Annotated in this window: 21 protein-coding genes; 9 read left to right on the forward strand and 12 right to left on the reverse strand. The window is 71.9% G+C overall.

What is annotated here, in order from left to right; translation table 11 throughout:
* From IPK37_19360 to pyrR, 12 genes are all read right to left on the reverse strand, one after another.
* Nucleotides 1-264, reverse strand: coding sequence for a DNA-directed RNA polymerase subunit omega (locus IPK37_19360; GenBank protein QQS00891.1), 264 nt, complete (start codon nt 262-264; stop codon nt 1-3).
* Nucleotides 265-266: 2 nt separating this feature from the next.
* A complete protein-coding gene (gene gmk, locus IPK37_19365; GenBank protein ID QQS00892.1) occupies nt 267-947 on the reverse strand; it encodes a guanylate kinase in 681 nt (226 codons plus the stop codon).
* Nucleotides 948-956: 9 nt separating this feature from the next.
* Complete coding sequence (locus IPK37_19370; protein ID QQS00893.1) at nt 957-1,274, reverse strand: 30S ribosomal protein S13; 318 nt, start codon at nt 1,272-1,274, stop codon at nt 957-959.
* A 219-nt stretch (nt 1,275-1,493) separates the two neighbouring features.
* Nucleotides 1,494-1,829, reverse strand: coding sequence for a chorismate mutase (locus IPK37_19375; protein ID QQS03026.1), 336 nt, complete (start codon nt 1,827-1,829; stop codon nt 1,494-1,496).
* A gap of 17 nt (nt 1,830-1,846) precedes the next feature.
* Nucleotides 1,847-2,848 (reverse strand): orotidine-5'-phosphate decarboxylase, encoded by a 1,002-nt coding sequence (pyrF, locus tag IPK37_19380; protein QQS00894.1) that lies wholly within the window; start codon nt 2,846-2,848, stop codon nt 1,847-1,849.
* Nucleotides 2,772-3,719: a dihydroorotate dehydrogenase gene (locus IPK37_19385; GenBank protein ID QQS03027.1), complete on the reverse strand. Its 948-nt coding sequence runs from the start codon at nt 3,717-3,719 to the stop codon at nt 2,772-2,774. The genes pyrF and IPK37_19385 overlap by 77 nt, the downstream gene beginning before the upstream one ends.
* Before the next feature lie 344 nt (nt 3,720-4,063).
* Entirely contained in the window at nt 4,064-4,963 is a 900-nt protein-coding gene (locus tag IPK37_19390; GenBank protein ID QQS03028.1) for a dihydroorotate dehydrogenase electron transfer subunit, read from the reverse strand.
* Nucleotides 4,964-4,971: 8 nt separating this feature from the next.
* The gene (gene carB, locus IPK37_19395; GenBank protein ID QQS00895.1) at nt 4,972-8,349 is read right to left on the reverse strand and encodes a carbamoyl-phosphate synthase large subunit; all 3,378 of its coding nucleotides are present in this window, start codon (nt 8,347-8,349) and stop codon (nt 4,972-4,974) included.
* Nucleotides 8,349-9,572, reverse strand: a complete 1,224-nt coding sequence (gene carA / locus IPK37_19400) for a glutamine-hydrolyzing carbamoyl-phosphate synthase small subunit (GenBank protein ID QQS00896.1) — start codon at nt 9,570-9,572, stop codon at nt 8,349-8,351. The genes carB and carA overlap by 1 nt, the downstream gene beginning before the upstream one ends.
* The gene (locus IPK37_19405) at nt 9,569-10,858 is read right to left on the reverse strand and encodes a dihydroorotase (GenBank protein QQS00897.1); all 1,290 of its coding nucleotides are present in this window, start codon (nt 10,856-10,858) and stop codon (nt 9,569-9,571) included. The genes carA and IPK37_19405 overlap by 4 nt, the downstream gene beginning before the upstream one ends.
* A 52-nt stretch (nt 10,859-10,910) precedes the next feature.
* A complete protein-coding gene (locus tag IPK37_19410; protein QQS03029.1) occupies nt 10,911-11,825 on the reverse strand; it encodes an aspartate carbamoyltransferase catalytic subunit in 915 nt (304 codons plus the stop codon).
* 20 nt (nt 11,826-11,845) lie between these two features.
* Nucleotides 11,846-12,514, reverse strand: a complete 669-nt coding sequence (gene pyrR, locus IPK37_19415) for a bifunctional pyr operon transcriptional regulator/uracil phosphoribosyltransferase PyrR (GenBank protein ID QQS00898.1) — start codon at nt 12,512-12,514, stop codon at nt 11,846-11,848.
* 156 nt (nt 12,515-12,670) lie between these two features.
* Here pyrR and IPK37_19420 point away from each other — a divergent pair, with 156 nt between their 5' ends.
* The 9 genes from IPK37_19420 to IPK37_19460 all read left to right on the forward strand — a co-directional run bounded on the left by IPK37_19420 (nt 12,671) and on the right by IPK37_19460 (nt 24,320).
* On the forward strand, nt 12,671-13,969 hold the full coding sequence (locus IPK37_19420; protein QQS00899.1) for a transcriptional regulator: 1,299 nt from the start codon (nt 12,671-12,673) through the stop codon (nt 13,967-13,969).
* 91 nt (nt 13,970-14,060) lie between these two features.
* Nucleotides 14,061-15,584, forward strand: a complete 1,524-nt coding sequence (locus IPK37_19425) for an aldehyde dehydrogenase family protein (protein ID QQS00900.1) — start codon at nt 14,061-14,063, stop codon at nt 15,582-15,584.
* A 58-nt stretch (nt 15,585-15,642) separates the two neighbouring features.
* A complete protein-coding gene (gene adhP / locus IPK37_19430; GenBank protein ID QQS00901.1) occupies nt 15,643-16,662 on the forward strand; it encodes an alcohol dehydrogenase AdhP in 1,020 nt (339 codons plus the stop codon).
* 246 nt (nt 16,663-16,908) lie between these two features.
* Nucleotides 16,909-18,615: a glucose-6-phosphate isomerase gene (gene pgi / locus IPK37_19435; protein ID QQS00902.1), complete on the forward strand. Its 1,707-nt coding sequence runs from the start codon at nt 16,909-16,911 to the stop codon at nt 18,613-18,615.
* Nucleotides 18,616-18,852: 237 nt separating this feature from the next.
* Nucleotides 18,853-19,017 carry a hypothetical protein gene (locus IPK37_19440; GenBank protein QQS00903.1) on the forward strand — a complete coding sequence of 55 codons (165 nt, stop codon included), beginning with the start codon at nt 18,853-18,855 and terminating at the stop codon, nt 19,015-19,017.
* Nucleotides 19,017-19,619, forward strand: a complete 603-nt coding sequence (locus IPK37_19445; protein ID QQS00904.1) for a sigma-70 family RNA polymerase sigma factor — start codon at nt 19,017-19,019, stop codon at nt 19,617-19,619. Before IPK37_19440 ends, IPK37_19445 begins: the two co-directional genes overlap by 1 nt.
* Complete coding sequence (locus IPK37_19450; protein QQS00905.1) at nt 19,616-20,104, forward strand: hypothetical protein; 489 nt, start codon at nt 19,616-19,618, stop codon at nt 20,102-20,104. The genes IPK37_19445 and IPK37_19450 overlap by 4 nt, the downstream gene beginning before the upstream one ends.
* A gap of 44 nt (nt 20,105-20,148) precedes the next feature.
* On the forward strand, nt 20,149-22,980 hold the full coding sequence (locus tag IPK37_19455; protein ID QQS00906.1) for a CHAT domain-containing protein: 2,832 nt from the start codon (nt 20,149-20,151) through the stop codon (nt 22,978-22,980).
* Nucleotides 22,981-23,198: 218 nt separating this feature from the next.
* Nucleotides 23,199-24,320, forward strand: coding sequence for a YeeE/YedE family protein (locus tag IPK37_19460; GenBank protein ID QQS00907.1), 1,122 nt, complete (start codon nt 23,199-23,201; stop codon nt 24,318-24,320).
* Nucleotides 24,321-24,342 lie beyond the last annotated feature (22 nt).

Raw genomic sequence — 24,342 nt, forward strand, 5'->3', positions numbered from 1 at the left:
TCAGCCCTCGATGGGCGTGGAGGTCAGGAGCTGGCCGTTGATCTCGCGCAGCGCGACCGAGAGCGGCTTCTCGTGGACCTGGGTCTCCACCAACGGCCCGACGTACTCCAGCAGTCCCTCGGACAGCTGGCTGTAGTAGGCGTTGATCTGGCGGGCGCGCTTGGCCGAGTAGATCACCAGGGCGTACTTGCTCTCGGCGGCCTCGAGGAGGTCGTCGATAGGCGGGTTGGTGATGCCGATCGGGTTCGCGACGGTGCCGGACACTCTCACTCGTTTCGTTCGGGGGCGGTGGTGCGCAGGGCGGGTTGCGGCGGCGGCTCGTACGTCGTGGGACGCGCGCCGCCCGGCGCAGGATGGGTTCCCGCCGCCATCAAGTGTACGAGCTCTTCCGCGGCCCGCCGAACCTCGTCGTTGACGATGACGACGTCGAACTCCTTGGCCGCCTTCATCTCCACCAAGGCGGTGGCCAGGCGCGCGCGCCGCTCCGCAGCGGTCTCGGTGCCCCGACCCAGCAGCCGCTGGACGAGGACGTCCCAGCTCGGCGGCGCGAGGAACACGAAGAGCGCCTCCGGCATCGAGGCGCGCACCTGGCGGGCCCCCTGCAGGTCGATCTCCAGGAGCACCGAGCGCCCGTCGGCCAGGGCCTGCTCGACTGGGCCTCGCGGCGTGCCGTAGCGCGCGAGGTTGTGCACGGTCGCCCACTCCAGCAGCTCGCCGCCGGCCACCATCTCGTCGAAGCGTTCGTCCGTGACGAAGTAGTAATGGCGGCCGTCCTGCTCACCGGGGCGCGGGGCGCGCGTCGTGGCAGAGACCGACATCCAGATCTCCGGGTGGTGTTCGCGCACCCAGGCGGCGACGGTGCCCTTGCCTACGGCCGTCGGCCCGGCCAGGACCGCGAGGCGCGGCGAGCCGGGCCGAACCGCCGAGGCGGTTCGGCTCGGCTCCACGCTCAGGGGTCAGCCCTGCTTGAAGCGCTCGAGGAGCGCCGCGATCTGGTTGGCGCCCAGCCCACGGACGCGACGCGTTTCGGAGATCCCGATCTCCTCCATGATCTGGCGGGCCCGCACGCGCCCGACACCCGGCATCGACTCCAGCAGGGAGGAGACCTTCATCTTGCCGATCACGTCGTTGGTCTTGCCCTCCTTGACCACGTCGGCGAGCGAACCCTGAGAGTTCTTCAGGCGGTTCTTCACGGCAGCCCGCTCGCGGCGCGCAGCCGCGGCCTTCTCAAGTGCTTCCGCGCGCTGCTCGGGGGTCAGCTGGGGTAGGGCCACGGGTATCTCCTCGCAAAAGCTGCCAGTGTCGGTCGGGTTTCACCGGCCCGGCATCGCCGTGTCAGGCCGTTAACCGGGACTTTCTCGCGTCGTCCAGGGTTGAACCTAGCGAAAGCGCCGGTCACGTGCAACGGTTGGACCGCCATTGACCTGGCGTGTCGTACGTTCGACTGATTCCTGTCGGCGGGCCGACTGCGCGGCGCCGCGGCGCGCCAATCGTTAGCGCTCGCGTTCCGAGGCGATCTGCTGATGGTGATGAATGACTTCATCGATGATGAAGGTGAGGAATTTCTCCGCGAAGGCCGGGTCCAGATGCGCCTGTTCCGCGAGCGCCCGCAGCCGCGCGATCTGATGCGCCTCGCGGCCCGGATCCGCCGGCGGCAGACCGTGATCGGCCTTGAGGCGCCCGACCCGCTGGGTGCACTTGAACCGCTCGGCCAGCAGATGCACGAGGGCGGCGTCGATGTTGTCGATGCTGCCGCGGATCTGAGCCAACTCGGCGAGCACGGCGGAGCGCTCGGCCGGCTGTTCCGCAGTGGACGCCGGCGAAGGCATCTGGCCGGGGGTGTCGGTCATGACGTCCCCAGCAGTTCGAACAGCTGTTCCGCGCTCGTGCGGGCCCTGGCCCGCAACGCGGCGACATCCGGTCCCGCAGAAAGGATTTCGCGGCTGCTCGCGGCCAGCACGGTCGGCAGGGCCGCGCCGAAGACCGTCTGCAGGTCCTCGGCCGTGGCGCCCTGCGCGCCGACCCCGGGCGCCAGCAGCGGCGCGTTCGCGGCCGCCAGGTCCAGCCCCAGGCGGCGGACGGCGTCGCCGACGGTGGCGCCGACCACCATGCCCACGCTGCCGAGTTCGCCGCGCGCGGCCGCCGCGGCGTTGTCGGCCGCCACCCCCGCGACGACGTGGCCCGCCACGCTGCGCCCGGAGCCCTCCTCCCGCGCATGCTGAACGGCGGCCCCTTCCGGGTTGGAGGTCAGCGCCAGCACGAACACGCCGCGGCCGGTCCGCAGCGCCAGGTCGATCGCCGGCCGCAGCGACCCGTAGCCCAGATAGGGGCTCACGGTGATGGCGTCGGGGGGCGCGACGGCGTCGGGCCCGAGGAACGCCTCGGCGTACGCCTCCATCGTCGAACCGATGTCGCCGCGCTTGACGTCGAGGATCACCGCCGTGCCGGCCGCCCGCAGCTCATCGATGACCCGCTCCAGCAGCGCCACCCCGCCCGCGCCGAAGACCTCGAAGAACGCCGACTGCGGCTTGACGGCGGCCACCTGTCCGGCGAAGGCCTCGACGCAGGTGAGCGCGAACCGCTCCACGCCGGCGAGCGTGCGGTCGAGCCCCCAGGCGGACAACAGCGCGTGGTGGGGGTCGATCCCCGCACACAGGGGGCCCTGCGACCGCATCGCCGCCTGCAGGCGGGCGCCGAACGGCGGGGTGGAAACGGCCTGGTCGTACGTCGTCACCGGTTCTCCTTCGGCGCTCGGGGGCGCGTGGTCCTGGTCAGGGCAGCCGTTCGTGAGCGATCCCGACGACGTCGGCGACCCGCTCGTACCCGCGGCTCGCCAGTTCGCCGGCAAGCTCGTCGCGGACCTTCCGCGGCGCCGTCGGATCGTGGAAGGTCGCCGTGCCCACCTGGACGGCGGTGGCGCCGGCCGCCAGGAACTGCAGCGCGTCCAGACCCGAGGCGATGCCGCCCACCCCGATGATCGGCGCCGTGGGCAGCGCCCCGGCGCGCATCGCGGCGGCGACCTGGAAGACCGCGCGCACCGCCACCGGCCGGATCGCCGGCCCCGACAGTCCCCCGGTGAGCCCCAACAGCCGCGGCCGCAGCCGGTCGGTGTCGATGTCCATGCCGAGCAGGGTGTTGATCATGGTGAGGCCGGTGGCCCCGGCCTCCAGCGCGGCGCGGGCGATCGCGACGATGTCCGTGACGTCCGGGCTCAGCTTGGCGAAGGCGGGGATGTCCGGCGGCAGCTCGCTGCGCACCTGCTCCATGACCTCGGTCGTCGACGCAGGGTCGCAGGCGTAGACGAGGCCCCGGTTGGCCACGTTGGGACAGCTGATGTTGACCTCGACGCCGACGCACGCATCGAAGGCCGCACTGTTGCGCAGCACCCGGGTGACGTCGGCGAACTCCGCCGCGTCGTTGCCCGCGATCGAGACGAGCACGCGCGCCCCGACCGACTTCAGCCAGGCCAGATCCTCCTCGACGAATGCGGCGATCCCCGGCCCCTGCAGCCCGATCGAGTTGAGCATCCCGGCGGGGGTCTCGGCCATCCGCGGGGTGCCCCGGCCCGAGCGCGGGTCGCGCATGACGGTCTTGGTCGTCACCGCCCCGAGATCGCCGACGTCGAAGAAGCGGTGCAGCTCGCGGCCGTTGGCCGCGCACCCCGACGCGGTGAGCACCGGATTGGGGATGGTCACGTCCACGCCCAGGTCGACCGCCATGTCGATGCCGCGCAGGATGTGCCGCACCGGCGGGCGCACCGGCGCCGGGGCCGGCGTCGCCCCCTCCGAGATCAGTTCGACCCGCGCATCGGTGCGTGCGTCCGCCCGCGGCGCCTCGCCCGCCGGTCCGTCGACGCCGCTGGCGTCGTGCGCGGTCGGCTCCCCCTCGGCGCGGTGGTCGTCGGGGTCGGCCGGACCCGCGTCCGCCGCGCCGGCCGCGGCGCTGCGCGCCGATGCTTCGGCGTGCGCGCGGCGGTCCTCCGCCTCCAGGTCATACACGTCGTCGTGGCGCGCCGCCCGGGCCTGCTCCGCGGGCGTGTCGCGGGGCTCGCGTGGGTCGTTCATCAGTGCCCTCCCGTGCTCGGCGCGCCGAGCGCATCCTCGGGCACCCGACACCAGCCGTCCTCGAACGCCTCCCAGCGCAGCCGGTCGCCCCGGAAAATCGGTCCCTCGACGCAGGAGCGCACCATGCGGGTCGTGCCGTCCTTGCCGGTCACCGGCATCACGCAGGTCATGCAGACCCCGACGCCGCAGGCCATCGACTCCTCCACCGCGACCTGCGCCACGGCCCCGTTCTCGCCGGCGATCTCGCTCACCGAGCGGAGCATCCCCATCGGCCCGCAGGCGTAGACCACCGCCGCCCCCGACTTGGCGATCACGTCGCCGAGGACGTCGGACACCCACCCCTTGACGCCGAGCGAGCCGTCATCGGTGGTGAGCACCACCTGGCCGCCGAGCTGCTGCGCACGCCGCACGCCGTACAGGCGATCACGCGTCGCCGCGCCCAACACGATCGAGCTGCGGCAGCCGCGTTCCCGCAGCGCGTCGCCGAGCCAGAACAGCGGCGCGCTGCCGTAGCCGCCGCCGACGAGCACGCAGGGCACGCCGGTCGTCGGCAGCGGGAACGGCCGCCCGAGCGGGCCGACCACGTCCAGCGTGGCGCCCACGGTCTGCTCGGTGATCCAGGTGGACCCCGGTCCGTGCGGGGCCACCACGAGCTCGATCCGTCCCGGTCCGGGGCCGATGGGCTTGGTGGCCGAGCTGATCGAGAACGCTCGACGCAGCAGCGCCCCGCTGACGGCGCCGCCGACCGCGAGCGCGACGAACTGCCCGGGCCGCGCGACCTCGGCGATCTCGGGGACCTCCAGGACGATCCGGTGGTACGCCCCCTCCCGCACGTTCTCGGCCACCCTGGCCTGCTGGGTGAACACCCCCGCCCGCCGGGCTCGCTCGATGGGGCTCATCTCCTCGCTCATCCGCTCGCAGCGCTCCTTGTCATCGAGGTCATCTGCTCCGGCCGCTCCGGCAGGGCCTGCTCCGCGCCGGCGGCCAGGTCGAGGCCCGCCGCGTGCTCCTGCAGCGACGCGACCCGCGCCGGCGCGGTGCGGATCGACTCGATGCCGTGCACGGCCGCGCCCAGCTGCTGGATCGTGGTGATGATCGGGCGGTCCATGCTCGTGGCCGCGGTCCGGATCGCGTACCCGTCCCGGCGGGCGTCGCCGCCCTCGGGCGTGTTGACGATCATGTCGATCTCCCCCGCCTCGATCATCTGCACGATCGTGGGCTCACCGTGCTCGCCCGGTCCCTCGCTGTGCTTGCGCACCACCGTGGCGGACACCCCGTTGCGGCGCAGCACGTCGGCCGTGCCGTGCGTCGACAGCAGCTCGAAGCCGAGGTCGGCCAGCCGCATCAGCGGGAAGATCATGGCGCGCTTGTCCCGGTTGGCGATGGACACGAAGATCCGGCCCTGGGTCGGCAACCCCCACAGCGCGCCCATCTGGGTCTTCGCGAACGCCGCCCCGAAGCTGGCGTCGATGCCCATGACCTCGCCGGTGGAGCGCATCTCCGGGCCCAGCACGGAGTCGACGGCGCGACCCTCGTGCGTGCGGAACCGCTTGAACGGCAGGATCGCCTCCTTGACGGAGACCGGCGCGTCGACCGGCATCGTGCCGCCGTCGCCGACCGCCGGCAGCAGGCCCTCGGCGCGCAGCTCCGCGATCGTCGCGCCGAGCATGACGCGGGCCGCGGCCTTGGCCAGAGGCACGCCGGTGGCCTTCGCCACGAACGGCACCGTCCGGCTGGCCCGGGGGTTGGCCTCCAGCACGTAGAGCACGTCTTGGGCCAGGGCGAACTGGACGTTCATCAGGCCCCGCACGGCGAGCGCGCGGGCCAGGGCGTGGCTGGACTCGCGCACCCGGCGCAGCTCGCGGGGCCCGAGCGTCACGGGCGGGAGCACGCACGCCGAGTCGCCAGAGTGGATCCCCGCCTCCTCGATGTGCTCCATGATCCCGCCGACGAACATCTCGGTGCCGTCGTAGAGCACGTCCACGTCGATCTCGACGGCGTCGTCGAGGAACCGGTCGATGAGCACCGGGTGCTCGGGGCTCGCGTCGGTGGCCCGCTCGACGTACTCGCGCAGCGTCGCCTCGTCGTACACGATCTGCATGCCCCGCCCGCCGAGCACGTAGCTCGGGCGCACGAGCACCGGATAGCCGATGTCGCGGGCGACCTCGGCGGCCTCGCCGTGGCTGTACGCCGTGCCGTGCCGCGGCGCCGGCAGCCCGCACTCGTCGAGGATCCGACCGAACTGGCCGCGGTCCTCGGCCCAGTCGATGGCCTCCGGCGACGTGCCGACGATCGGCAGCCCCTCGTCCTTGAGCGCCTTGGCCAGCCCCAACGGCGTCTGCCCGCCGAGCTGGACGATGACGCCCGCGATGGGGCCGGCCGCCTTCTCGGCCTCGTAGACCTCCAACACGTCCTCGAGGGTGAGCGGCTCGAAGTAGAGCCGGCTCGACGTGTCGTAGTCCGTGGAGACGGTCTCGGGGTTGCAGTTGACCATCACCGTGTCGTAGCCGGCCGCCCGCAGCGCGAAGCTGGCGTGCACGCAGCTGTAGTCGAACTCGATGCCCTGCCCGATGCGGTTCGGGCCGGAACCCAGGATGAGCACCGCCGGCCGCTCCCGCGGGGCGACCTCGGTCTCCTCGTCGTAGGTGGAGTAGTGGTACGGCGTGCGGGCCGCGAACTCGGCCGCGCAGGTGTCCACGGTCTTGAACACGGGCCGGATGTCGAGGGCCTGACGCACCCCGCGCACCACCGCCTCGCCGAGACCCACCAGCTCGCCGATCTGGGCGTCGGAGAACCCGTGCCGCTTCGCCAGCCGCAGTGTCTCGGGCTCCAGGTGGGTCAGGGTGCGACCGGAGCCGCGGACCTGGTCGGCGATGTCGTTGAGCAGGGCGATCTGGTCGAGGAACCACGGGTCGATGCCGGTGGCCTCGAAGACCTCCGCCACGGTGCACCCGCCGCGCAGCGCCTGCTGCACCTGCACGATCCGCCCGTCCGTGGGGGTGCTTGCGGCGGCAAGCAGCGCGGCCGCCTCCTGCGCGGTGGGCCGCGGGCCGCGCCAGTGGAAGCCGGCGCCCTTGCGCTCGGAGGACCGCAGCGCCTTCTGCAGCGCCTCGGTGAAGTTGCGCCCGATGGCCATCGCCTCGCCGACCGACTTCATCGTGGTGGTCAGCGTGGGGTCCGCGGCGGGGAACTTCTCGAACGCGAACCGCGGCACCTTGACCACGACGTAGTCGAGCGTGGGCTCGAAGCTCGCCGGGGTCTTCTCGGTGATGTCGTTGGGGACCTCGTCGAGGGTGTAGCCGATGGCCATCCGCGCCGCGATCTTCGCGATCGGGAAGCCGGTGGCCTTGGACGCCAGCGCCGAGGAGCGGGACACCCGCGGGTTCATCTCGATGACGATGATCCGGCCGGTCGCCGGGTCCACCGCGAACTGGATGTTGCAGCCGCCGGTGTCGACGCCCACCTCGCGGATCACGGCGATGCCGATGTCGCGCAGCTTCTGGTATTCGCGGTCGGTCAGGGTCAGCGCCGGCGCCACCGTGATCGAGTCGCCGGTGTGCACGCCGCACGGGTCGAGGTTCTCGATCGAGCAGACGACCACGACGTTGTCGGCGTGGTCGCGCATGACCTCCAGCTCGTACTCCTTCCAGCCGAGGATCGACTCCTCCAGGAGCACCTCGGTCACCGGGGAGTCGTGCAACCCGGCCCCGGCGATCCGGGCCAGGTCCTCGGGGGTATGCGCGAAGCCGGAGCCGAGCCCGCCCATCGTGAAGCTGGGCCGGACCACCAGCGGATAGCCCAGGTCCTCCGCCGCCGCCCACACCTCCTCCATCGAGTGGCAGATGTGGCTGCGACAGGACTCCGCCCCGCACCGCTCCACCACGCCCTTGAACGCCTCGCGGTCCTCGCCCAGCCGGATCGCCTCGACGTTGGCGCCGATCAGCGGGCAGCCGTAGCGCTCCAGCACGCCGTTCTCGTGCAGCGCCATCGCGGCATTGAGCGCGGTCTGCCCGCCCAGGGTCGCGAGCACGGCGTCGGGGCGCTCCTTGGCGATGATCGTCTCGAGGATCGCCGGGGTGATCGGCTCGACGTACGTCGCGTCGGCCACCTCCGGGTCCGTCATGATCGTCGCCGGGTTGGAGTTGACGAGGATGACCCGCAGCCCCTCGGCGCGCAGCACGCGGCAGGCCTGCGTGCCCGAGTAGTCGAACTCCGCCGCCTGGCCGATGACGATCGGCCCCGACCCGATCACGAGCACGCTGTGAATGTCGTCGCGCTTCGGCATCAGGCCGCACCCTCCCGGTGGGTCGCGTCGGTCGGGTCCAGCATGAGGTCGAGGAAGCGGTCGAACAGGTACGCCGAGTCGTGCGGGCCGGCCGCGGCCTCGGGGTGGTACTGCACCGAGAAGGCCGGGATGTCCAGGCACCGCAGGCCCTCGACGACCTGGTCGTTAAGGCAGACGTGGGAGACCTCCACGCGACCGTACGCCGTACCGTCCGCGGCGTCGCTCGGCGCCGGCACCGGCCCGTCCAGGGGGGCGTCCACCGCGAACCCGTGGTTCTGCGCGGTGATCTCGACGCGTCCCGTCGCCCGGTCCAGCACCGGCTGGTTGATCCCGCGGTGCCCGAACGCGAGCTTGTACGTCCCGAACCCGAGCGCCCGACCGAAGAGCTGGTTGCCGAAGCAGATGCCGAAGTAGGGGGTCCGGTCCGCGAGGATCCGGCGCAGCAGCCCGACCTGCTCATCCGCGGTCGCCGGGTCGCCGGGCCCGTTGGAGCAGAACACGCCGTCCGGGCCGCCGCCGCGCGCCAGAGCGCCAGGGGTGACGCCGTGGATCGCGCGGACCTGCTCGTACGTCGTGCCGGCCGGCAGCACGTGGACCTCGATCCCCCGCTCCGCCATCCGGTGCGGGGTCATCGACTTGATGCCGAGGTCGAGGGCCGCGACCACCGCGCGGCGCTCGCCGTGCGCGGCCACGACGTACGTCTCGTCGGTGCTGACCTCCTCGGCGAGCCGCGCCCCCGACATCAGCGGCGCCGCCAGCACGGCGGCCAGCAGCTCCCGATCGGGCGCCTGCGCGGCCGCGCCGGAGAAGATCCCAGCGCGCATCGCCCCCGCCTCCCGGATGTGCCGCGTGATCGCCCGCGTGTCGACGTCGCACAGCCCGACCACGCCGGCGCCGCGCAGCTCGTCCTCCAGGCTGCGCCGCGACCGCCAGTTGCTGGGCCGCAGCGCGGGATCGCGCACGACATAGCCGGCGACCCAGATCCGGCGGCTCTCCGGGTCCTCGTCGTTCATCCCGGTGTTGCCGACGTGCGGCGCGGTCATGACCACGATCTGCCGGTGATAGCTGGGGTCGGTCAGCGTCTCCTGGTAGCCGGTCATGCCGGTGGAGAAGACGATCTCGCCCGTCGTCGTGCCCTCGGCGCCGAAAGCACGACCCCGAAAGACCCGGCCGTCCTCGAGGACGAGGACGGCCCGGCCTCGCTGTGGTGCCGTCGAGCTCACTGGAGACGCCCGTCCAGCAGGGTCGGGACGCCGCGCAGCAACGTCGTGACGACCCGGCCGTGCAGTTCGCGCCCGTGATACGGGTTGTTCCGCGACTTGCTCAGGCTGGCGTCCCGGTCCACGGTCACCGTCGCCGACGGGTCGACGAGCGTGAGGTTGGCCGGCTCGCCGGCCGCCACGGGCCGCCCGTGCCCGTCCAGCCGCGCGATCCGCGCGGGCCGCACGGACATCGCCTGCGCCACGTCCGCCCAGCTCATCAGGCCCGGGCGCACCATCACCTCGGTGATGACCGCGAGCGCGGTCTCCAGGCCGAGGATCCCGAACGCCGCCACCTGGAAGTCGTGCTGCTTGTCGTTGAGCGCGTGCGGGGCGTGGTCGGTGGCGACCACGTCGATCGTGCCGTCCGCCAGGCCGGCTCGGACCGCCTCGACGTCCTCGGCGGGGCGCAGCGGCGGGTTGACCTTGTAGACCGGGTCGTAGCTGGCCAGCAGGTCGGTCGTGAGGAGCAGGTGATGCGGCGTCGCCTCCGCGGTGACCGCGATCCCCTGGCTCTTGGCCCAGCGGACGATCTCCACCGACCCGGCCGTGGAGAGGTGGCAGACATGCAGCCGGCTGCCGGTCTGGCGGGCCAGCATGACGTCGCGGGCGATGATCGTCTCCTCCGCGACCGCCGGCCAGCCGGGCAGGCCCAGCCGACCCGAGATCTCGCCCTCATGGCAGCAGGAGGTGTGCGGCGCGAGCCGCGGGTCCTGCGCGTGTTGCGCGACGACGCCGCCGAACGTCTTGACGTATTCCAGCGCCCGCCGCATCACCTGCGGGTCGTGCACGCAACGCCCGTCGTCGGAGAACATCCGCACCTGGGCCCGGCTGCGGTTCATCAGCCCGAGCTCGGCGAGCTGCTCCCCCGCGAGCCCCTTGGTGACGGCACCGATCGGGAACACGTCCGCGTAGGCGCATCGCCGGCCCTGCTCCCAGACCCACTCGGCGAGGATCGCCGTATCGGTGACCGGCTCGGTGTTGGCCATGGCCATGACGGCGACGTAGCCGCCGGCGGCCGCCGCCTGCGAGCCCGACTCGATCGTCTCGGCGTCCTCGCGGCCGGGCTCGCGCAGGTGGGTGTGGACGTCGACGAGGCCGGGCAGCGCGATGAGGCCGTCCGCGTCGACGGTCTCGGTGCCCTTCGGTACGTCGAGCCCGGTGCCGACCTCGATCACCTTGCCGTCGCGCACCAGGATGTCGGTGCGCCCCTGACCCATCAGGTCGGCGCCCTTGACCAGCAGACTCATGCCCGCACTCCGCTCTGCCCGGCCCGGCCCGAGCCCACCGTGATCTGCGCGCTCACGCCGCGCTCCCTTCGCCGGAGAAGACATGGAACAGGACCGCCATCCGGGTGTAGACCCCCGCCGTGACCTGGTCCAGGATCAGCGAACTGGCCGCGTCGGCGGCCTCGGGCGCGATCTCCAGGCCGCGGTTCATCGGGCCCGGGTGGCACACCACGGCGTGCTTGCCCATCTTCGCGAGGCGCTCGCGGGTCAGCCCGTACAGCGTCGTGTACTCGTTCTCGGTCGGGAAGAAGCCACCGCTCATCCGCTCCCGCTGGACGCGCAGCATCATCAGCGCGTCCACGTCGGCGACGACCGAATCGAGATCGTACGTCGTGGCGAAGCCCTCCTTCGCGGCCCGCTCCTCGATCCCCGGCGGCATCAGCGTGGGCGGCGCCACCAGGGTGACCTCGGCCCCGAGGGTGCGCAGGCAGAAGATGTTGGAGCGCACCACCCGGCTGTGCAGCAGGTCGCCGCAGATCGCGACGTGCTTGCCGGCGAGATCGCCGAGGCGCTTGCGCATCGCGTAGGCGTCCAGCAGGGCCTGGGTGGGGTGCTCGTGCGTGCCGTCGCCGGCGTTGACCACCGGCAGCCCGGTCCACTCCATCGCGAGCTTCGGTGCGCCCGAGGCGCCGTGCCGGATGACGAAGCCGTCGACGCCCATCGCGGCGATGGTCAGCACCGTGTCCCGCAGCGACTCCCCCTTCGAGGTGGAGGAGCCCTTGCCGGCGAAGCCCATGGTGTCGGCGGACAGCGACTTCGCCGCCAGGTCGAAGGAGTTCTTCGTGCGCGTCGAGTCCTCGAAGAAGGCGTTGACGATGGTCACGCCGCGCAGCGCGGGGATCTTCTTGACCTCGCGCTGGCGGACCTTCTCCATCTCCTCCGCGGTGTCGAGGAGCTGGGTGATCTGATCGCGGGACAGGCCGTCCATGGACAGGAAGTGGGGCAGCTTCACGAGCGGTCGCCTCCGGTGATGCGGACTTCGTCAACGCCGTCGGACTCGGCGAGGAGGACATGGACGCGCTCAGAGCTCGACGTGGGCAGGTTCTTGCCCACGTGGTCGGCGCGGATGGGCAGGTCGCGGTGGCCCCGATCCACCAGGACCGCGAGGCGTACGGCGCGCGGCCGGCCCTCGTCGCCCAGGGCGTCGAGCGCGGCGCGGATGGTCCGTCCGGAATAGAGGACGTCGTCCACGAGGACGACGACCTTGTCGTCGATGCCCCCCTCGGGGATCTGGGTGCGCTCCATCTTCCGGGTGGGCTTGCGGCGCAGGTCATCGCGGTAGAGCGTGACGTCCAGCGTGCCGACGGGCACGTCGTGGCCCTCGACCTTCGCGAGCTGAGCGGCGAGCCGCCGTGCTAGCGGCGCCCCTCGGCTGGGGATCCCCAGGACCACCAGGTCCTCGGCGCCCTTGTTGCGCTCGACGATCTCGTGGGCCATCCGCCGCAGCGCCCGGGTCATGTCGTCCTGGCCGAGGACGACGCGGCCGTCCTCGTCGGCGGGGAGGTCAACGCTGGATGAGGGGTCCGGCGGGAGGTTCTCGGGTGGTGAATCGTCGGCGGCCGGGGCCGCCTTGTGCTTTCCGGTGGCTTCCGAACTGGCCGAGTCACGTCGCCCCATGGCGCCGGACCTCCTTCCCCGCCTCACAGGACGGTCATTAAAGGACGTCTGAACGGCCTCCACCCTACCCCGGCGGCGAGCATGCCCCCGCCAGTCCTTCCGGCGCGGGGGCCGCGAGAGTAAGGTCCCACGCACCTGTCCGCGTGGAGGCTGCCCATGGACAAAGCCCGCGACGACCCCCCGCTCGGGTTGCCTGCTCCCCGCCTCGGAAACCTCAGCCGCGAGGTCCGCGCATCCTGGCGCCGCTGCCTAGCCTGGTTCCCGGAGCCCGCCAAGGCCACCACCAATGTCGTCCTGGCCGGATCGGGTCTACGCGATTACCGCGAGTCCCACCCCCTGTCCGCGGTGATGCCGGTGTTGCGCCGGCTCCTCGTCGACGCAAGCGCGAACTCCGACATCATCGTCGCGGTCGGAGACGCCGAGGCCCTCCTGCTGTGGGTCGAGGGCGCACCGGAGGTGCGTCGGCGCGCCGAACGCATCGGATTCCAGGCCGGCGCCGACTGGTCCGAGAGCGCGGTCGGGACGGCGGCCCCGGGGACCGCGCTGTTCCTGGGCCGCGGCGTACAAGTCATGGGTCAGGAGCACTTCTCCCCCGAGGTGCGCCGATGGTCGTGCACCGCCGTGCCCATCCACGATCCGGCGACCGGCGACACGATCGGGGTCGTTGATCTCACCGGCGGCCCCCAAGCCGTGGCGCCGCACGCGCTCCCCCTGGTCCGGGCGGCGGTGGCCGCCGCGGAGGCCGAACTCACCGTCCAACGTCTGCGCGGCCTGACCGCCCAGGCCCCGGTGGGCTCCGGTACGAGCGCTGTGCTGCCCGCACCCCGAGGGGCAGGTGGCTCCAGCATCGCGGCCCGCGGCGCCGGGGCCGAGTTGCGCGTGCTGGGCCGCGACACGGGGATTCTGGTCCAGTCCGGCGTCGAGACCACGCTCTCGCTGCGGCACACGGAGATTCTGTTGATGCTCGCCCGGCACCCCGCAGGCCTGCGATTGGAGGAGTTGCTGGATCTGGTGAATCCGGACGCCAGTGTGGTGACACTGCGGGCCGAGATGGCGCGGTTGCGCCGGATGCTGGAGGCCTGCGCCCCCCGCTACGTGCCCCGCTCCCGCCCTTATCGACTGCCGACGGCGTTGGCCACCGATGCCGACCTGGTCATGGAGCAGGTCGAACGCGGCCGCCACCGGGCCGCCCTGAGCGCGTACGCCGGTCCGCTGCTTCCCACCTCCAGGGCCCCCGGCGTGGAGCGACTACGCGCCCGGGTGTCCGGGACGATCCGGGACACGATCCTGGAGAGCGGGTCGGTCGATGCGCTCCTTCAGTTCCTGGAGCTCGCCGACGCGGGCAGCGACGCCGACGCCTGGCTGGCGGCGTTGCGCAGGCTCCCGGCGCGGTCCCCCAAGCGCGCCCGCATCGTCAGGCACCTCGAGTGGCTGGAGCAGGAGTACGGCGGCTGAGCGTCACGCAGATCGCCGTGCAACGTGGTACTGTCGGCGGGCATCGCCAGATGCGATCTGGTGCCCATCCGTTGACGCGAGGAGACCCGTCATGACGATCTATGCCCGGCCCGGCACCGCGGACAGCGGCATCGAGGTCAAGGACCGCTACGAGCACTACATCGGCGGCGAATGGGTGCCGCCGGTCAAGGGCGAGTACTTCGACAACATCACCCCCGTGACCGGTCAGGTCTTCACGCGGGTGGCGCGCGGCACGGCCGAGGACATCGAGGCGGCGCTGGACGCGGCGCACCGGGCGGCGGAGGCCTGGGGCAAGACGCCGGCGGCGGAGCGAGCCGACCTGCTGCTCAAGATCGCCGACCGCATCGAGGCGAACCTGACCGACATCGCCGTCGCGGAGACCTGGGACAACGGCAAGGCGGTGCGGGAGACCCTCAACGCGGACATCCCGCTGGCGATCGACCACTTCCGCTACTTCGCCGGGTGCATCCGGGTGCAGGAGGGCCGCCTCTCCCAGCTCGACGAGACCACCGTGGCCTACCACTTCCACGAGCCGTTGGGCGTCGTCGGCCAGATCATCCCGTGGAACTTCCCCATCCTCATGGCCGTGTGGAAGCTCGCACCGGCGCTGGCCGCGGGCAACTGCGTGGTCCTCAAACCGGCCGAGCAGACCCCCTGGTCGATCCTGAAGGTGATGGAGATCGTCGGCGACCTGATCCCGCCGGGCGTGGTCAACGTCGTCAACGGCTTCGGCGTCGAGGCCGGCAAACCGCTAGCCAGCTCGCCGCGGATCGCCAAGATCGCCTTCACCGGCGAGACCACCACCGGGCGTTTGATCATGCAGTACGCCAGCCAGAACATCATCCCCGTCACCCTCGAACTGGGCGGCAAGAGCCCGAACATCTTCTTCGAGGACGTCGCCGAGAAGCAGGACTCCTTCTACGACAAGGCCCTGGAGGGGTTCGCGTTCTTCGCGCTGAACTCCGGCGAGGTCTGCACCTGCCCCTCCCGCGCGCTGATCCAGGCCTCGATCTACGACCAGTTCCTCGCCGACGGCGTCGAACGGGTCAAGGCCGTCAAGCAGGGCGACCCCCTCGACGACGCGACGATGATGGGCGCCCAGGCCAGCAACGACCAGTACGAGAAGATCCTGTCCTACATCGACATCGGCAAACAGGAGGGCGCCAAGGTCCTGGTCGGCGGCGAGAAGATCGACCTCGGCGGCGACCTGTCCGGCGGGTACTACGTGCTGCCCACCGTCTTCGAGGGCACCAACACGATGCGGATCTTCCAAGAGGAGATCTTCGGGCCGGTCGTCGCGGTGACGAAGTTCGCCGACTTCGACGACGCCCTCAAGGTCGCCAACGACACCCTCTACGGGCTCGGCGCCGGCGTCTGGTCCCGACACGTCCACCGCGCCTACAGCATGGGCCGCGCCATCAAGGCCGGCCGCGTCTGGACGAACTGCTACCACCACTACCCCGCGCACGCCGCCTTCGGTGGCTACAAGCAGTCCGGCATCGGCCGCGAGAACCACAAGATGATGCTGGAGCATTACCAGCAGACCAAGAACCTGCTGGTCAGCTACTCCCCCGACAAACTCGGCTTCTTCTGATCGGCCACTGATTCACCGCTTCACCCTTCCCACCGAAACGACGTGAAAGGACTGCGCGATGACGACCATGCGAGCTGCCGTGGTGACCGGGCTGGGTTCCCCGCTGGAGGTCAAGGACCATCCCCGGCCTGAGCCGGCCTTCGGGCAGGTTCTCGTCAAGAACATCGCCACCGGCGTGTGCCACACGGACCTGCACGCCGCCGAGGGCGACTGGCCGATCAAGCCGAAGCCTCCGTTCATCCCCGGCCACGAGGGGGTCGGCCGCGTCGAGGCCGTCGGGGACGGTGTCGACGACCTCAAGGTCGGCGACCTGGTCGGGAACGCCTGGCTGTGGACGGCGTGCGGCCACTGCGAATACTGCCGCAGCGGGTGGGAGACCCTCTGCGAAGCCCAACAGAACGGCGGTTACACCATCGATGGATCGTTCGGGCAGTACATGCTCGTCGACCACCGGTACGCCGCCCTCCTACCGGAGGGCTGCGACCCCATCGAGGTGGCGCCCATCCTCTGCGCGGGGGTCACCGTCTACAAGGGTCTCAAGGTGACCGACACGCGCCCCGGTCAATGGGTCGTCATCTCCGGCATCGGCGGTCTCGGGCATGTCGCGGTCCAGTACGCCGTCGCCATGGGACTTCGGGTGGCCGCCGTCGACGTCGCCGACGAAAAACTGAACCTGGCCAGATCGTACGGCGCGGAGGTCGCGGTCAACGCCACCGTGGAGGACCCGGTGGCGGCGATCCAGGCGCAGACCGGTGGGGCTCACGGCGTACTGGTCACGGCCGTCCACCCCTCCGCCTTCGGGCAGGCCATCGGGATGGTCCGACGCGGCGGCACGATCGTCTTCAACGGTCTGCCCCCGGGTGGTTTCCCCGCGCCGATCTTCGAGATCGTGCTGAAGGCCATCACGGTGCGCGGCTCGATCGTCGGCACGCGTCAGGACATGGTCGAGGCCATCGACTTCTACACCCGGGGGAAGGTGCGCCCCCGCATTCACCCGCGCCGTCTCGGCGACATCAACGACATCTTCGAGGAGATGCGGGCCGGGCACATCGACGGCCGGATAGTCATCGAGTATTGAGGGCAGCGACGGGGCTGCTGACCAGAGCATCCCCCGCTCGTCACAAGGAGCACCGGGACTGGCGCCGACCTCTGAACCGTGGCGCCAGTCCCGGGCCCGACCGATGCCTGCCGATCCTTTCCCTGAAGCTCCCCCGGGATCATCCGCTGGCTAGGCTGGCGCCGGAAGGCAGCCGCAAGCCGGATCGGCTTGAGGTGCCGAGACGCCCAGCAGAGCACCGGTGTTCCGAGCAGAGAGGCGACGCACATGCGAGCTCCCATCGACCCGACGACCACGAAGGCCTGGGCGAAGCTGACGACGCTCGCGGCCGACGGCATCCCGAACCTGCGCCAGGAGTTCGACACCGACCCGCAGCGAGCCACCCGCTACGCCTACGAGGCCGGCGACCTGTTCGTCGACCTGTCGAAGAACCTGCTCACGGACGCGATCCGCGACGCGCTACTCGAACTCCAAGCCGAGGTCGGCGTGGCCGAGCGCCGCGAGGCGATGTACACCGGCGAACACATCAACATCACCGAGGACCGCGCCGTCCTGCACACCGCGCTGCGCCGCCCGAAGACCGCCGCGGGCGCCCCCGATCAGCTCGTCGTCGACGGCCAGAACGTCGACGAGGACGTCCACGCCGTCCTGGCCAAGGTCTACGCCTTCGCCGAGCAGGTCCGCAGCGGCGAATGGAAGGGCGTGACCGGCAAGCCAATCCGTACCGTCGTCAACATCGGCATCGGCGGCAGCGACCTCGGCCCGGTGATGGCGTACGAGGCCCTGCAGCCCTACGTCCAAGCCGGCCTGGAGTGCCGCTTCATCTCCAACATCGACCCGACGGACGCCGCGGAAAAGACCAAGGACCTCGACCCCGAGACAACGCTGGTCATCGTCGCGAGCAAGACCTTCACCACCCTGGAGACCCTGACCAACGCCCGGCTCGTCAAGGCGTGGCTGCTGCGGGCGCTGCGGGACGCCGGGGCGCTGGACGACGCCGCCGGGTCCGGCCGCACCGAGGCCGACGCCATCGCCAAGCACTTCGTCGCGGTCTCCACGGCGCTGGACAAGGTCGCGGCGTTCGGCATCGACCCGCAGAACGCCTTCGGCTTCTGGGACTGGGTCGGCGGCCGCTATTCGATGGACTCCGCCGTCGGCACCGCCCTGGTCATCGCCATCGGCCCGGACGGCTTCGCCGACCTGCTGGCCGGCTTCCACGCGATGGACGCGCACTTCGCCACGGCCGAGCCGCAGGAGAACGTTCCGCTGCTGATGGGCCTGCTCAACGTCTGGTACGTCGACTTCCTGGGCGCCCACACCCATGCCGTGCTGCCCTACAGCCAATACCTGCACCGGTTCCCGGCGTACCTGCAGCAGTTGACCATGGAGTCCAACGGCAAGTCCGTCCGTTGGGACGGGACGCCGGTGACCTGCGACACTGGCGAGGTGTTCTGGGGTGAACCGGGCACCAACGGGCAGCACGCCTTCTACCAGCTCATCCACCAGGGCACCCGGCTCATCCCGGCCGACTTCATTGCGTTCGCCAACCCGGCCCACCCGCTGCGCGACGTCGACGAGGACGCCGACGTGCACGAGCTGTTCCTTGCGAACTTCTTCGCCCAGACCGCGGCGCTGGCCTTCGGCAAGACGGCGGACGAGGTGCGCGCCGAGGGCACCGCCGAGGCGATCGTCCCCGCGCGGGTGTTCGCGGGCAACCGGCCGACCACGTCGATCATGGCGCCGGCGCTCACCCCCAGCGTGCTCGGCCAGCTCATCGCCCTCTACGAGCACATCACGTTCGTCCAGGGCATCGTCTGGGGCATCGACAGCTTCGACCAGTGGGGTGTCGAGCTGGGCAAGCAGCTCGCCAAGCAGGTCACCCCGGCGGTCGGCGGCGACGAGGCCGCTCTGGCCGACCAGGACGCCTCGACGCAGGGGCTCGTGCGCTACTACCGGGCCCACCGAACGTTCTGAACGACCACGACGTACGTCGGACGACGCACCACCCTTGACCCGAACGGCCGGCTCCCCAGCGGGGGCCGGCCGTTCGGCGCGTCCACTTCGTCGGGCTCGAGCACTATGTCCCGCGCAGACCGCCCGGTGAACCTTAATTCCCTTCTCAGGGAAGGATTTTGCGCGGAACATGTATCACCGCAGCAGCGCGCTGCTCTCTCTCCATGACCGCACCCCTCCCGATGGAAGGCAGCAGCCATGTCAACGACGCCAGGCCAGCGCCCGGACCAGACCGACGACGCCAGGGACGACCTCGCGGGCGGCAAGCGACCCCCGCGCGATCCCGACGCGAAGCCACAGATCGGGTACGAGCCCTTGACCGAGCCACTCGCCGGCGACGCGACGAGCGACGGGGCGCCCTGATGTCGCCCCCCGCCACGCTGTCGCTCGGTGAACGCGCGGGCGCCGCAGTGCGCGACGCCCGCGCGGGCGACGCCCAACGCCTGGCGGACCTCGTGGAGCTGCTGACCCCGCTGCTGTGGCAGGTCGCCCGCTCGGCGGGCCTGGACCACCAGAGCGCTGAGGACACGGTCCAGCAGGCCTGGCTGAAGCTGCTGGAAAACCTCGACGAGCTCGAGCAGCCCGAGGCGGTGGTGGGGTGGCTCGCCACGACCGTACGCCGGCAGTCCTGGCGCGCGTCCGGTGCGTCCCGCCGCACGCTGACCAGCGGTGACGATGCCGTCTTCGACGACCCGCGAACGGCGGTGGCGGGCAGCGCCCCCGTTGACCCCGCCGACATGGCCCTCGATTCGGAGCAGGACCGCCTCCTGTGGCACCACGTGCACGCCCTCAGCCCCCGATGCCAGACGCTGCTTCGCGCGATCTCCTTCGCGCAGCGCCCCGACTACGCCGCCATCTCGGCGGCCCTCGACATGCCGATCGGCTCGATCGGCCCCACCCGGGGCCGCTGCCTTGCCACCCTGCGAGCGGCCCTGCTCGCCGACCCGACGTGGAGCGCTTCATGACCGACTTCGGCGACCTCGATCATCTCGACGACGTAGACGCCGAGATCCTGACGGCCCTGCGCGCGGCCTGCGAGGCGGCCGATCCCGTCCCGACCGGCATGATCGAGCGCATCCAGTTCGAGATGAGCCTGGCCGTGCTGCGGGCCGAGATCGCCGAGCTGGAGGCCGGCGATCTGGCCCAGGTCCGCAGTGACGGCCTGGCGGTGGCGGACACCCTGACGTTCCGCGGCAGCTCGGCCAGCCTCATGGTCCGGATCCGCCGGCCCGACGCCGGGGCGGACGCCACATCGCGGCTCGCCCTGGAATGCTGGGCCAGCGAGCCCGGCGCCGGCGTCGAGGTGTGGTCGAACGGGGTGCTGGTGGCCTCCGCCGCCGCCGATGACCATGGCCGGGTGGAGTTCGCCGGGATCGCGCCGGGGGCCGTGCGGCTGATCGTGCGGCCGATCTTCGGTCCGCCGATCGCGACCCCGGTGGTGCAGCTCTGAGTGCGCGACGGGGTTCGACCCGCGCCGATCGGTGATCGCCACCGATGGCCGGCCTGGACCACGGGATGGGGACCGCGGAGGTGCAGGCCGCGGAGGTGGGCCGCCTGCTCGACGCGGCGCGGATGGCCTTCGCGCAGTATCGGAACGACGACGGCGCCGCGCACCTCGACGCCGCATCGCGGGCGGCCGAGGCCGTCGCCGACCTGCCGGCGCACGTCGGGATCCGGCTGGGCATCACCCGCACCTGGCTCACCTTCGAGCGCCACGGACTCGAGACGGCCGAGGCCGAGCTCCAGGACGTCCGCCAGGCCAGCGAGCGGGCGGACCTGCCGGCGCTCATCGCGCTGTGCGACGCACAGCAGGCCACCCTGCGCATGCGGTCCGGCGACCTGACCACCGCCTTGGCCGCGCTGCACCGGGCCGAGCGGCATCGGCACGCCCTGACGCCCGATGACCAGGTGCGGATCCTGCTCAACCGGGGGGCCCTCGCCATCCAGACCCTGGACCTGGACGCCGCGCGCGCCGACCTGGCAGAGGCCGCGTCGACCGCCGTCGGCCCCGACCTGGCTCCCCTGCGGTTCAAGGCCTTGCACAACCAGGGGTGTGCGGAGTTCTACCGCGGCAACATTCCTGCGGCGCTCGCGCTGATGCACGCGGCGGCGGCCCACACCGGCGCCATGAACACCGGCTTGACCCTGGTCGACCGCGCGCGCGTGCTGGTCGAGGCCGGACTGCTCCGCGAGGCGCGCTCCGCGTTGCTCGAGGCAGCGACGCGGTACGCCGACGCGGGGCTGCTGCGCGACGTGAGCGAGATCCACGTCGATCTGGCCCGATGCGAGCTGTTGATCGGGGAGGTGACCTCCGCCGCCGAGCGCGCCCGGCACGCGGCCGCCGTGTTCCACGACCGCGGCGAACCCTATTGGGAGCACCGGGCGCGCCTCGTGCAGATCACCGCACTCGGCCTCGCCGGCGCCCCGGCGCCCGCGGACCGCATCCAGCAGGCCCGCGACCTGCTCGGAGCCGTCGCCGGACGCGGCGACGTGGCCACCACCAACCTGGTGCGCGTGGAACTCGCCCTGGCTCTGTGCGACCTCGCCTCGGTCGAGGCTCTCGCCGACGCGCGCGCCCTGCTGGTCCAGGCCCAGGGGCTCGCCCGATCGCCGCACCTCGCCTCCCGGCTCGGCTACTCCCACGCCCGCGCGAGGATCGACCTCGCCATCGGCAGCGAAAGCGCCACCGCGGCGCGCCTGGCCCGAGCCGCCGAGGACCTGGCCGGCGCGCAACGGCGTACCGCCGGTCTCGACGCGCGCACGGCCCTTGCCGTGCACGCCCGTCGCCTGGCGGACCTCGACGTCGATCTGGCCTTGCGGCGCGGCGACCCGGTCGCCGTCCTGCACCGGATGGAGCGGTGGCGGCGCGCGGTCACCCCCCTGACGCCACTCAGTCCGTCGGCGGACCCCGACGAGGCGCTGCTGCTCGCCCAGCTCGGGCGCGCCCGGGAGGCGCTCTCCCAGGGCGCACCGGGAGGGCTCGGTGAGCTGCGCAGCAACGTACGCCGGCTGGAGCGGGCCACCTCCGCCGCTCGGTGGCGGGCCGCGATCACGGCCCCCGCGCATGCCGGCTCACCGCCCACCTATGCCCAGGTCAGGGCGGCGCTGTCGACCGCTGACGGGATCGGCGCCGCCGTGCTGGGGCTGGTCGTCATGGGCGGCGCCGTGCGAGCGGTGGTCGCCACGCCCGGGGCTCGCGCGACGATCGTGGATCTGGGGCCGTCGACCGCGTTGTGGCGGTTGATCGATCGGGTCGTGGCCGACGTGGACTCGGCCGCGCGAGCCGCCGGCGAACCGCGCCTCGGGCCGATGATCGCCGCCGCCGCGCAGGAGTCGGTCGGCGCCCTGGACCGCGCGCTGCGCCCGGCGCTGGCGGACGCGGAGGGTTCACCGGCGGTGGTCCTTGCGGGCGAGCTGTTCGGCGCGATCCCCTGGGGCCTGCTGCCCAGCCGGCGGGGCCTGCCCACCACGTTGGCCCCCTCGCTGCTGGCCTGGGCGGCCTTCGCGGAACCAGGGCGGGACGGACCAGCGGGGCCTGCGTCGGCCGCCACGGCTGGTGGGGGAACGGGGGCCATGGGGGCCACCGGGCCCACGGCCGATGTCGTCCTGCCGGCCGGCGGGGAGGCGGCGCTCGACCCGCCGGCCGACATGTCTGTGAGTGGTGCGCCCGGCCGACCACCCGGCCGGGTGGGGCCACCCCCGATTCCGCGCGTGGCCGCGCTCGCCGGACCCGGGGTGGCACACGGCGCCGCCGAGGTGGCGAGCGTGCTGGGCGCGTGGTCGGCCGAGGCGGCGGCCCGGGTGGCCGACCCGGGGAGGTCGGTGCGGGAGGCCCCCTGTGCCTCCCGCACCGACCTGCTGGACGCCCTGACCTCGGCGGACCTCGTGCATGTCGCCGCGCACGGCGACCACCAGCCGGAGAGCCCCCTCTTCAGCTCCCTCCGGTTGGTCGATGGGCTGGTCTTCGCGCACGAGCTGCAGACGCTTCCCCCGGCCGCGTCCCTGGTCGTGCTGTCCGCGTGCGATGCCGGGCGCGGCACCGCACGGCCGGGCGAGGAGGCGTTGGGGTGGCCGTCGGCCCTCCTCGCCCTCGGCGTACGCACCGTTGTCGCCCCGCTGGTGGCGGTCCGCGACGACGAGACCTACGCGGTGATGTCGCAGCTGCATCGTGGCTTGGCCGCCGGTCTGCCGGCCGACGCCGCGTTGGCTGCTGCGGCCGGTCCGACCGGCACGCCGTTCGTGTGTTTCGGGGCTCCCTGGGAAGCCAAGGCGACGCTAGGTGGCGATGGGTCCCCACCTGACCAGAGCACCCAGTCGTCCCCCTGATACATCCCTGCCGGAGATGTGGCCCTGGGGACATCCCGGTGGGTTGCTTCGACGAGCTCACCGTAGGTCTGACCCCGCCCGCCGCGGAATGGGCTGGGCGACCCACCCGGGCCGCCGGATCATAAGTCCAAATTATGGAATACAGTTGGTCACGTTTGGTGTGAGAGCTACGGTGGGTCGACCTCAGCCCGATTTGCCCTATCCCCCGGAGCATCAATGTGATCATCACCGGACTCCTGCTCGGCGCACTCCTCGGCTTCGTTCTGCAACGTGGCCGGTTCTGCGTCACGGGCGCCTTCCGCGACGTCTTCGTCACCCGAAACACCCTCTGGCTCACCGCGTTTCTCCTCGTGATCGCCGTCCAGGCCGTCGGCCTGGCGATCCTGACCGCCACCGGCGTCGTCACCCCCAAGGTGGCGCCGCTGCCGCTACTCGGGGTGGTCATCGGCGGACTGATCTTCGGCTACGCCATCGTGATGGCCGGCGGTTGCGCGACCGGCACGTACTACCGCGCCGGCGAGGGCCTCGTCGGGAGCTGGCTGGCCCTCATCGGATACGCCGGCACGAGCGCCGCGATGAAGTACGGCGTGCTGAAGCCGGTCAACGACGGGCTGCGCGGCATCACGGTGCCGGCCACGACGATCCACGGGACGCTGGGCATCGCCATGTGGCCGCTCCTCGTGGCCCTCGTCGTGGGGGTGGGCCTCGCGGTCCGCCATCACCTGCGCAAGCCGGCGGTCACCCTCGCCACGCTTCCCCCGCGGCGGTCCGGTGCCATGCACCTCCTGCTCGAGCGCCGTTGGCACCCGTTCGCCACGGCGGTCGTGATCGGGCTCATCGCCATTGCGGCGTGGCCGCTGTCCACCGCGGCCGGGCGCAACGGCGGCCTCGGCATCACCACTCCCAGCGCCAACCTCACAAGCTACCTCGCCACCGCGCAGCCCAAGTACCTCGACTGGGGCGTCATGCTGGTCGTCGGCATCCTCGCCGGCTCGTTCATCGCCGCGAAGGCGGCGGGCGAGTTCCGGGTTCGCGTCCCCGACGCCACCATCGCGGTCCGCTCCACGATCGGCGGGGTGCTCATGGGCGTCGGCGCTTCCCTGGCGGGCGGCTGCACGATCGGCAACGCGATGGTCGAGACGGCGCAGTTCACCTGGCAGGGCTGGATCAGCTTCGCCGCGTTCCTGCTGGGCACCGGCCTGGCGGCGCGCGTCTACATCATGGGTCACCGCCGCTCGGGCGGCCCCGTGGCCGCGTCGGCCCCGCAGGCCGCGGTCGGCGCCGACGTCGCGAGTGGCGACGGTACGCCGAGCCGCCGCGCGGTTCTCACCCGGGTCTGAGACCCCACCCGCCGTACCCGCG

The sequence above is a fragment of the Austwickia sp. genome, from assembly GCA_016699675.1.
Lineage (GTDB): Bacteria > Actinomycetota > Actinomycetes > Actinomycetales > Dermatophilaceae > Austwickia.

Coding starts and splice junctions, on each gene's coding strand:
- IPK37_19375 (QQS03026.1), bottom strand. CDS start 1,829: ATGCCTTCGCCGGCGTCCACTGCGGAACAGCCGGCCGAGCGCTCCGCC.
- IPK37_19385 (QQS03027.1), bottom strand. CDS start 3,719: ATGGCGGTCGACCTGGGCGTGGACGTGACCATCCCCAATCCGGTGCTC.
- IPK37_19390 (QQS03028.1), bottom strand. CDS start 4,963: ATGAGCCCCATCGAGCGAGCCCGGCGGGCGGGGGTGTTCACCCAGCAG.
- carB (QQS00895.1), bottom strand. CDS start 8,349: ATGCCGAAGCGCGACGACATTCACAGCGTGCTCGTGATCGGGTCGGGG.
- IPK37_19405 (QQS00897.1), bottom strand. CDS start 10,858: ATGAGTCTGCTGGTCAAGGGCGCCGACCTGATGGGTCAGGGGCGCACC.
- IPK37_19410 (QQS03029.1), bottom strand. CDS start 11,825: ATGGACGGCCTGTCCCGCGATCAGATCACCCAGCTCCTCGACACCGCG.
- pyrR (QQS00898.1), bottom strand. CDS start 12,514: ATGGGGCGACGTGACTCGGCCAGTTCGGAAGCCACCGGAAAGCACAAG.
- IPK37_19420 (QQS00899.1), top strand. CDS start 12,671: ATGGACAAAGCCCGCGACGACCCCCCGCTCGGGTTGCCTGCTCCCCGC.
- IPK37_19425 (QQS00900.1), top strand. CDS start 14,061: ATGACGATCTATGCCCGGCCCGGCACCGCGGACAGCGGCATCGAGGTC.
- adhP (QQS00901.1), top strand. CDS start 15,643: ATGACGACCATGCGAGCTGCCGTGGTGACCGGGCTGGGTTCCCCGCTG.
- pgi (QQS00902.1), top strand. CDS start 16,909: ATGCGAGCTCCCATCGACCCGACGACCACGAAGGCCTGGGCGAAGCTG.
- IPK37_19440 (QQS00903.1), top strand. CDS start 18,853: ATGTCAACGACGCCAGGCCAGCGCCCGGACCAGACCGACGACGCCAGG.
- IPK37_19445 (QQS00904.1), top strand. CDS start 19,017: ATGTCGCCCCCCGCCACGCTGTCGCTCGGTGAACGCGCGGGCGCCGCA.
- IPK37_19450 (QQS00905.1), top strand. CDS start 19,616: ATGACCGACTTCGGCGACCTCGATCATCTCGACGACGTAGACGCCGAG.
- IPK37_19455 (QQS00906.1), top strand. CDS start 20,149: ATGGCCGGCCTGGACCACGGGATGGGGACCGCGGAGGTGCAGGCCGCG.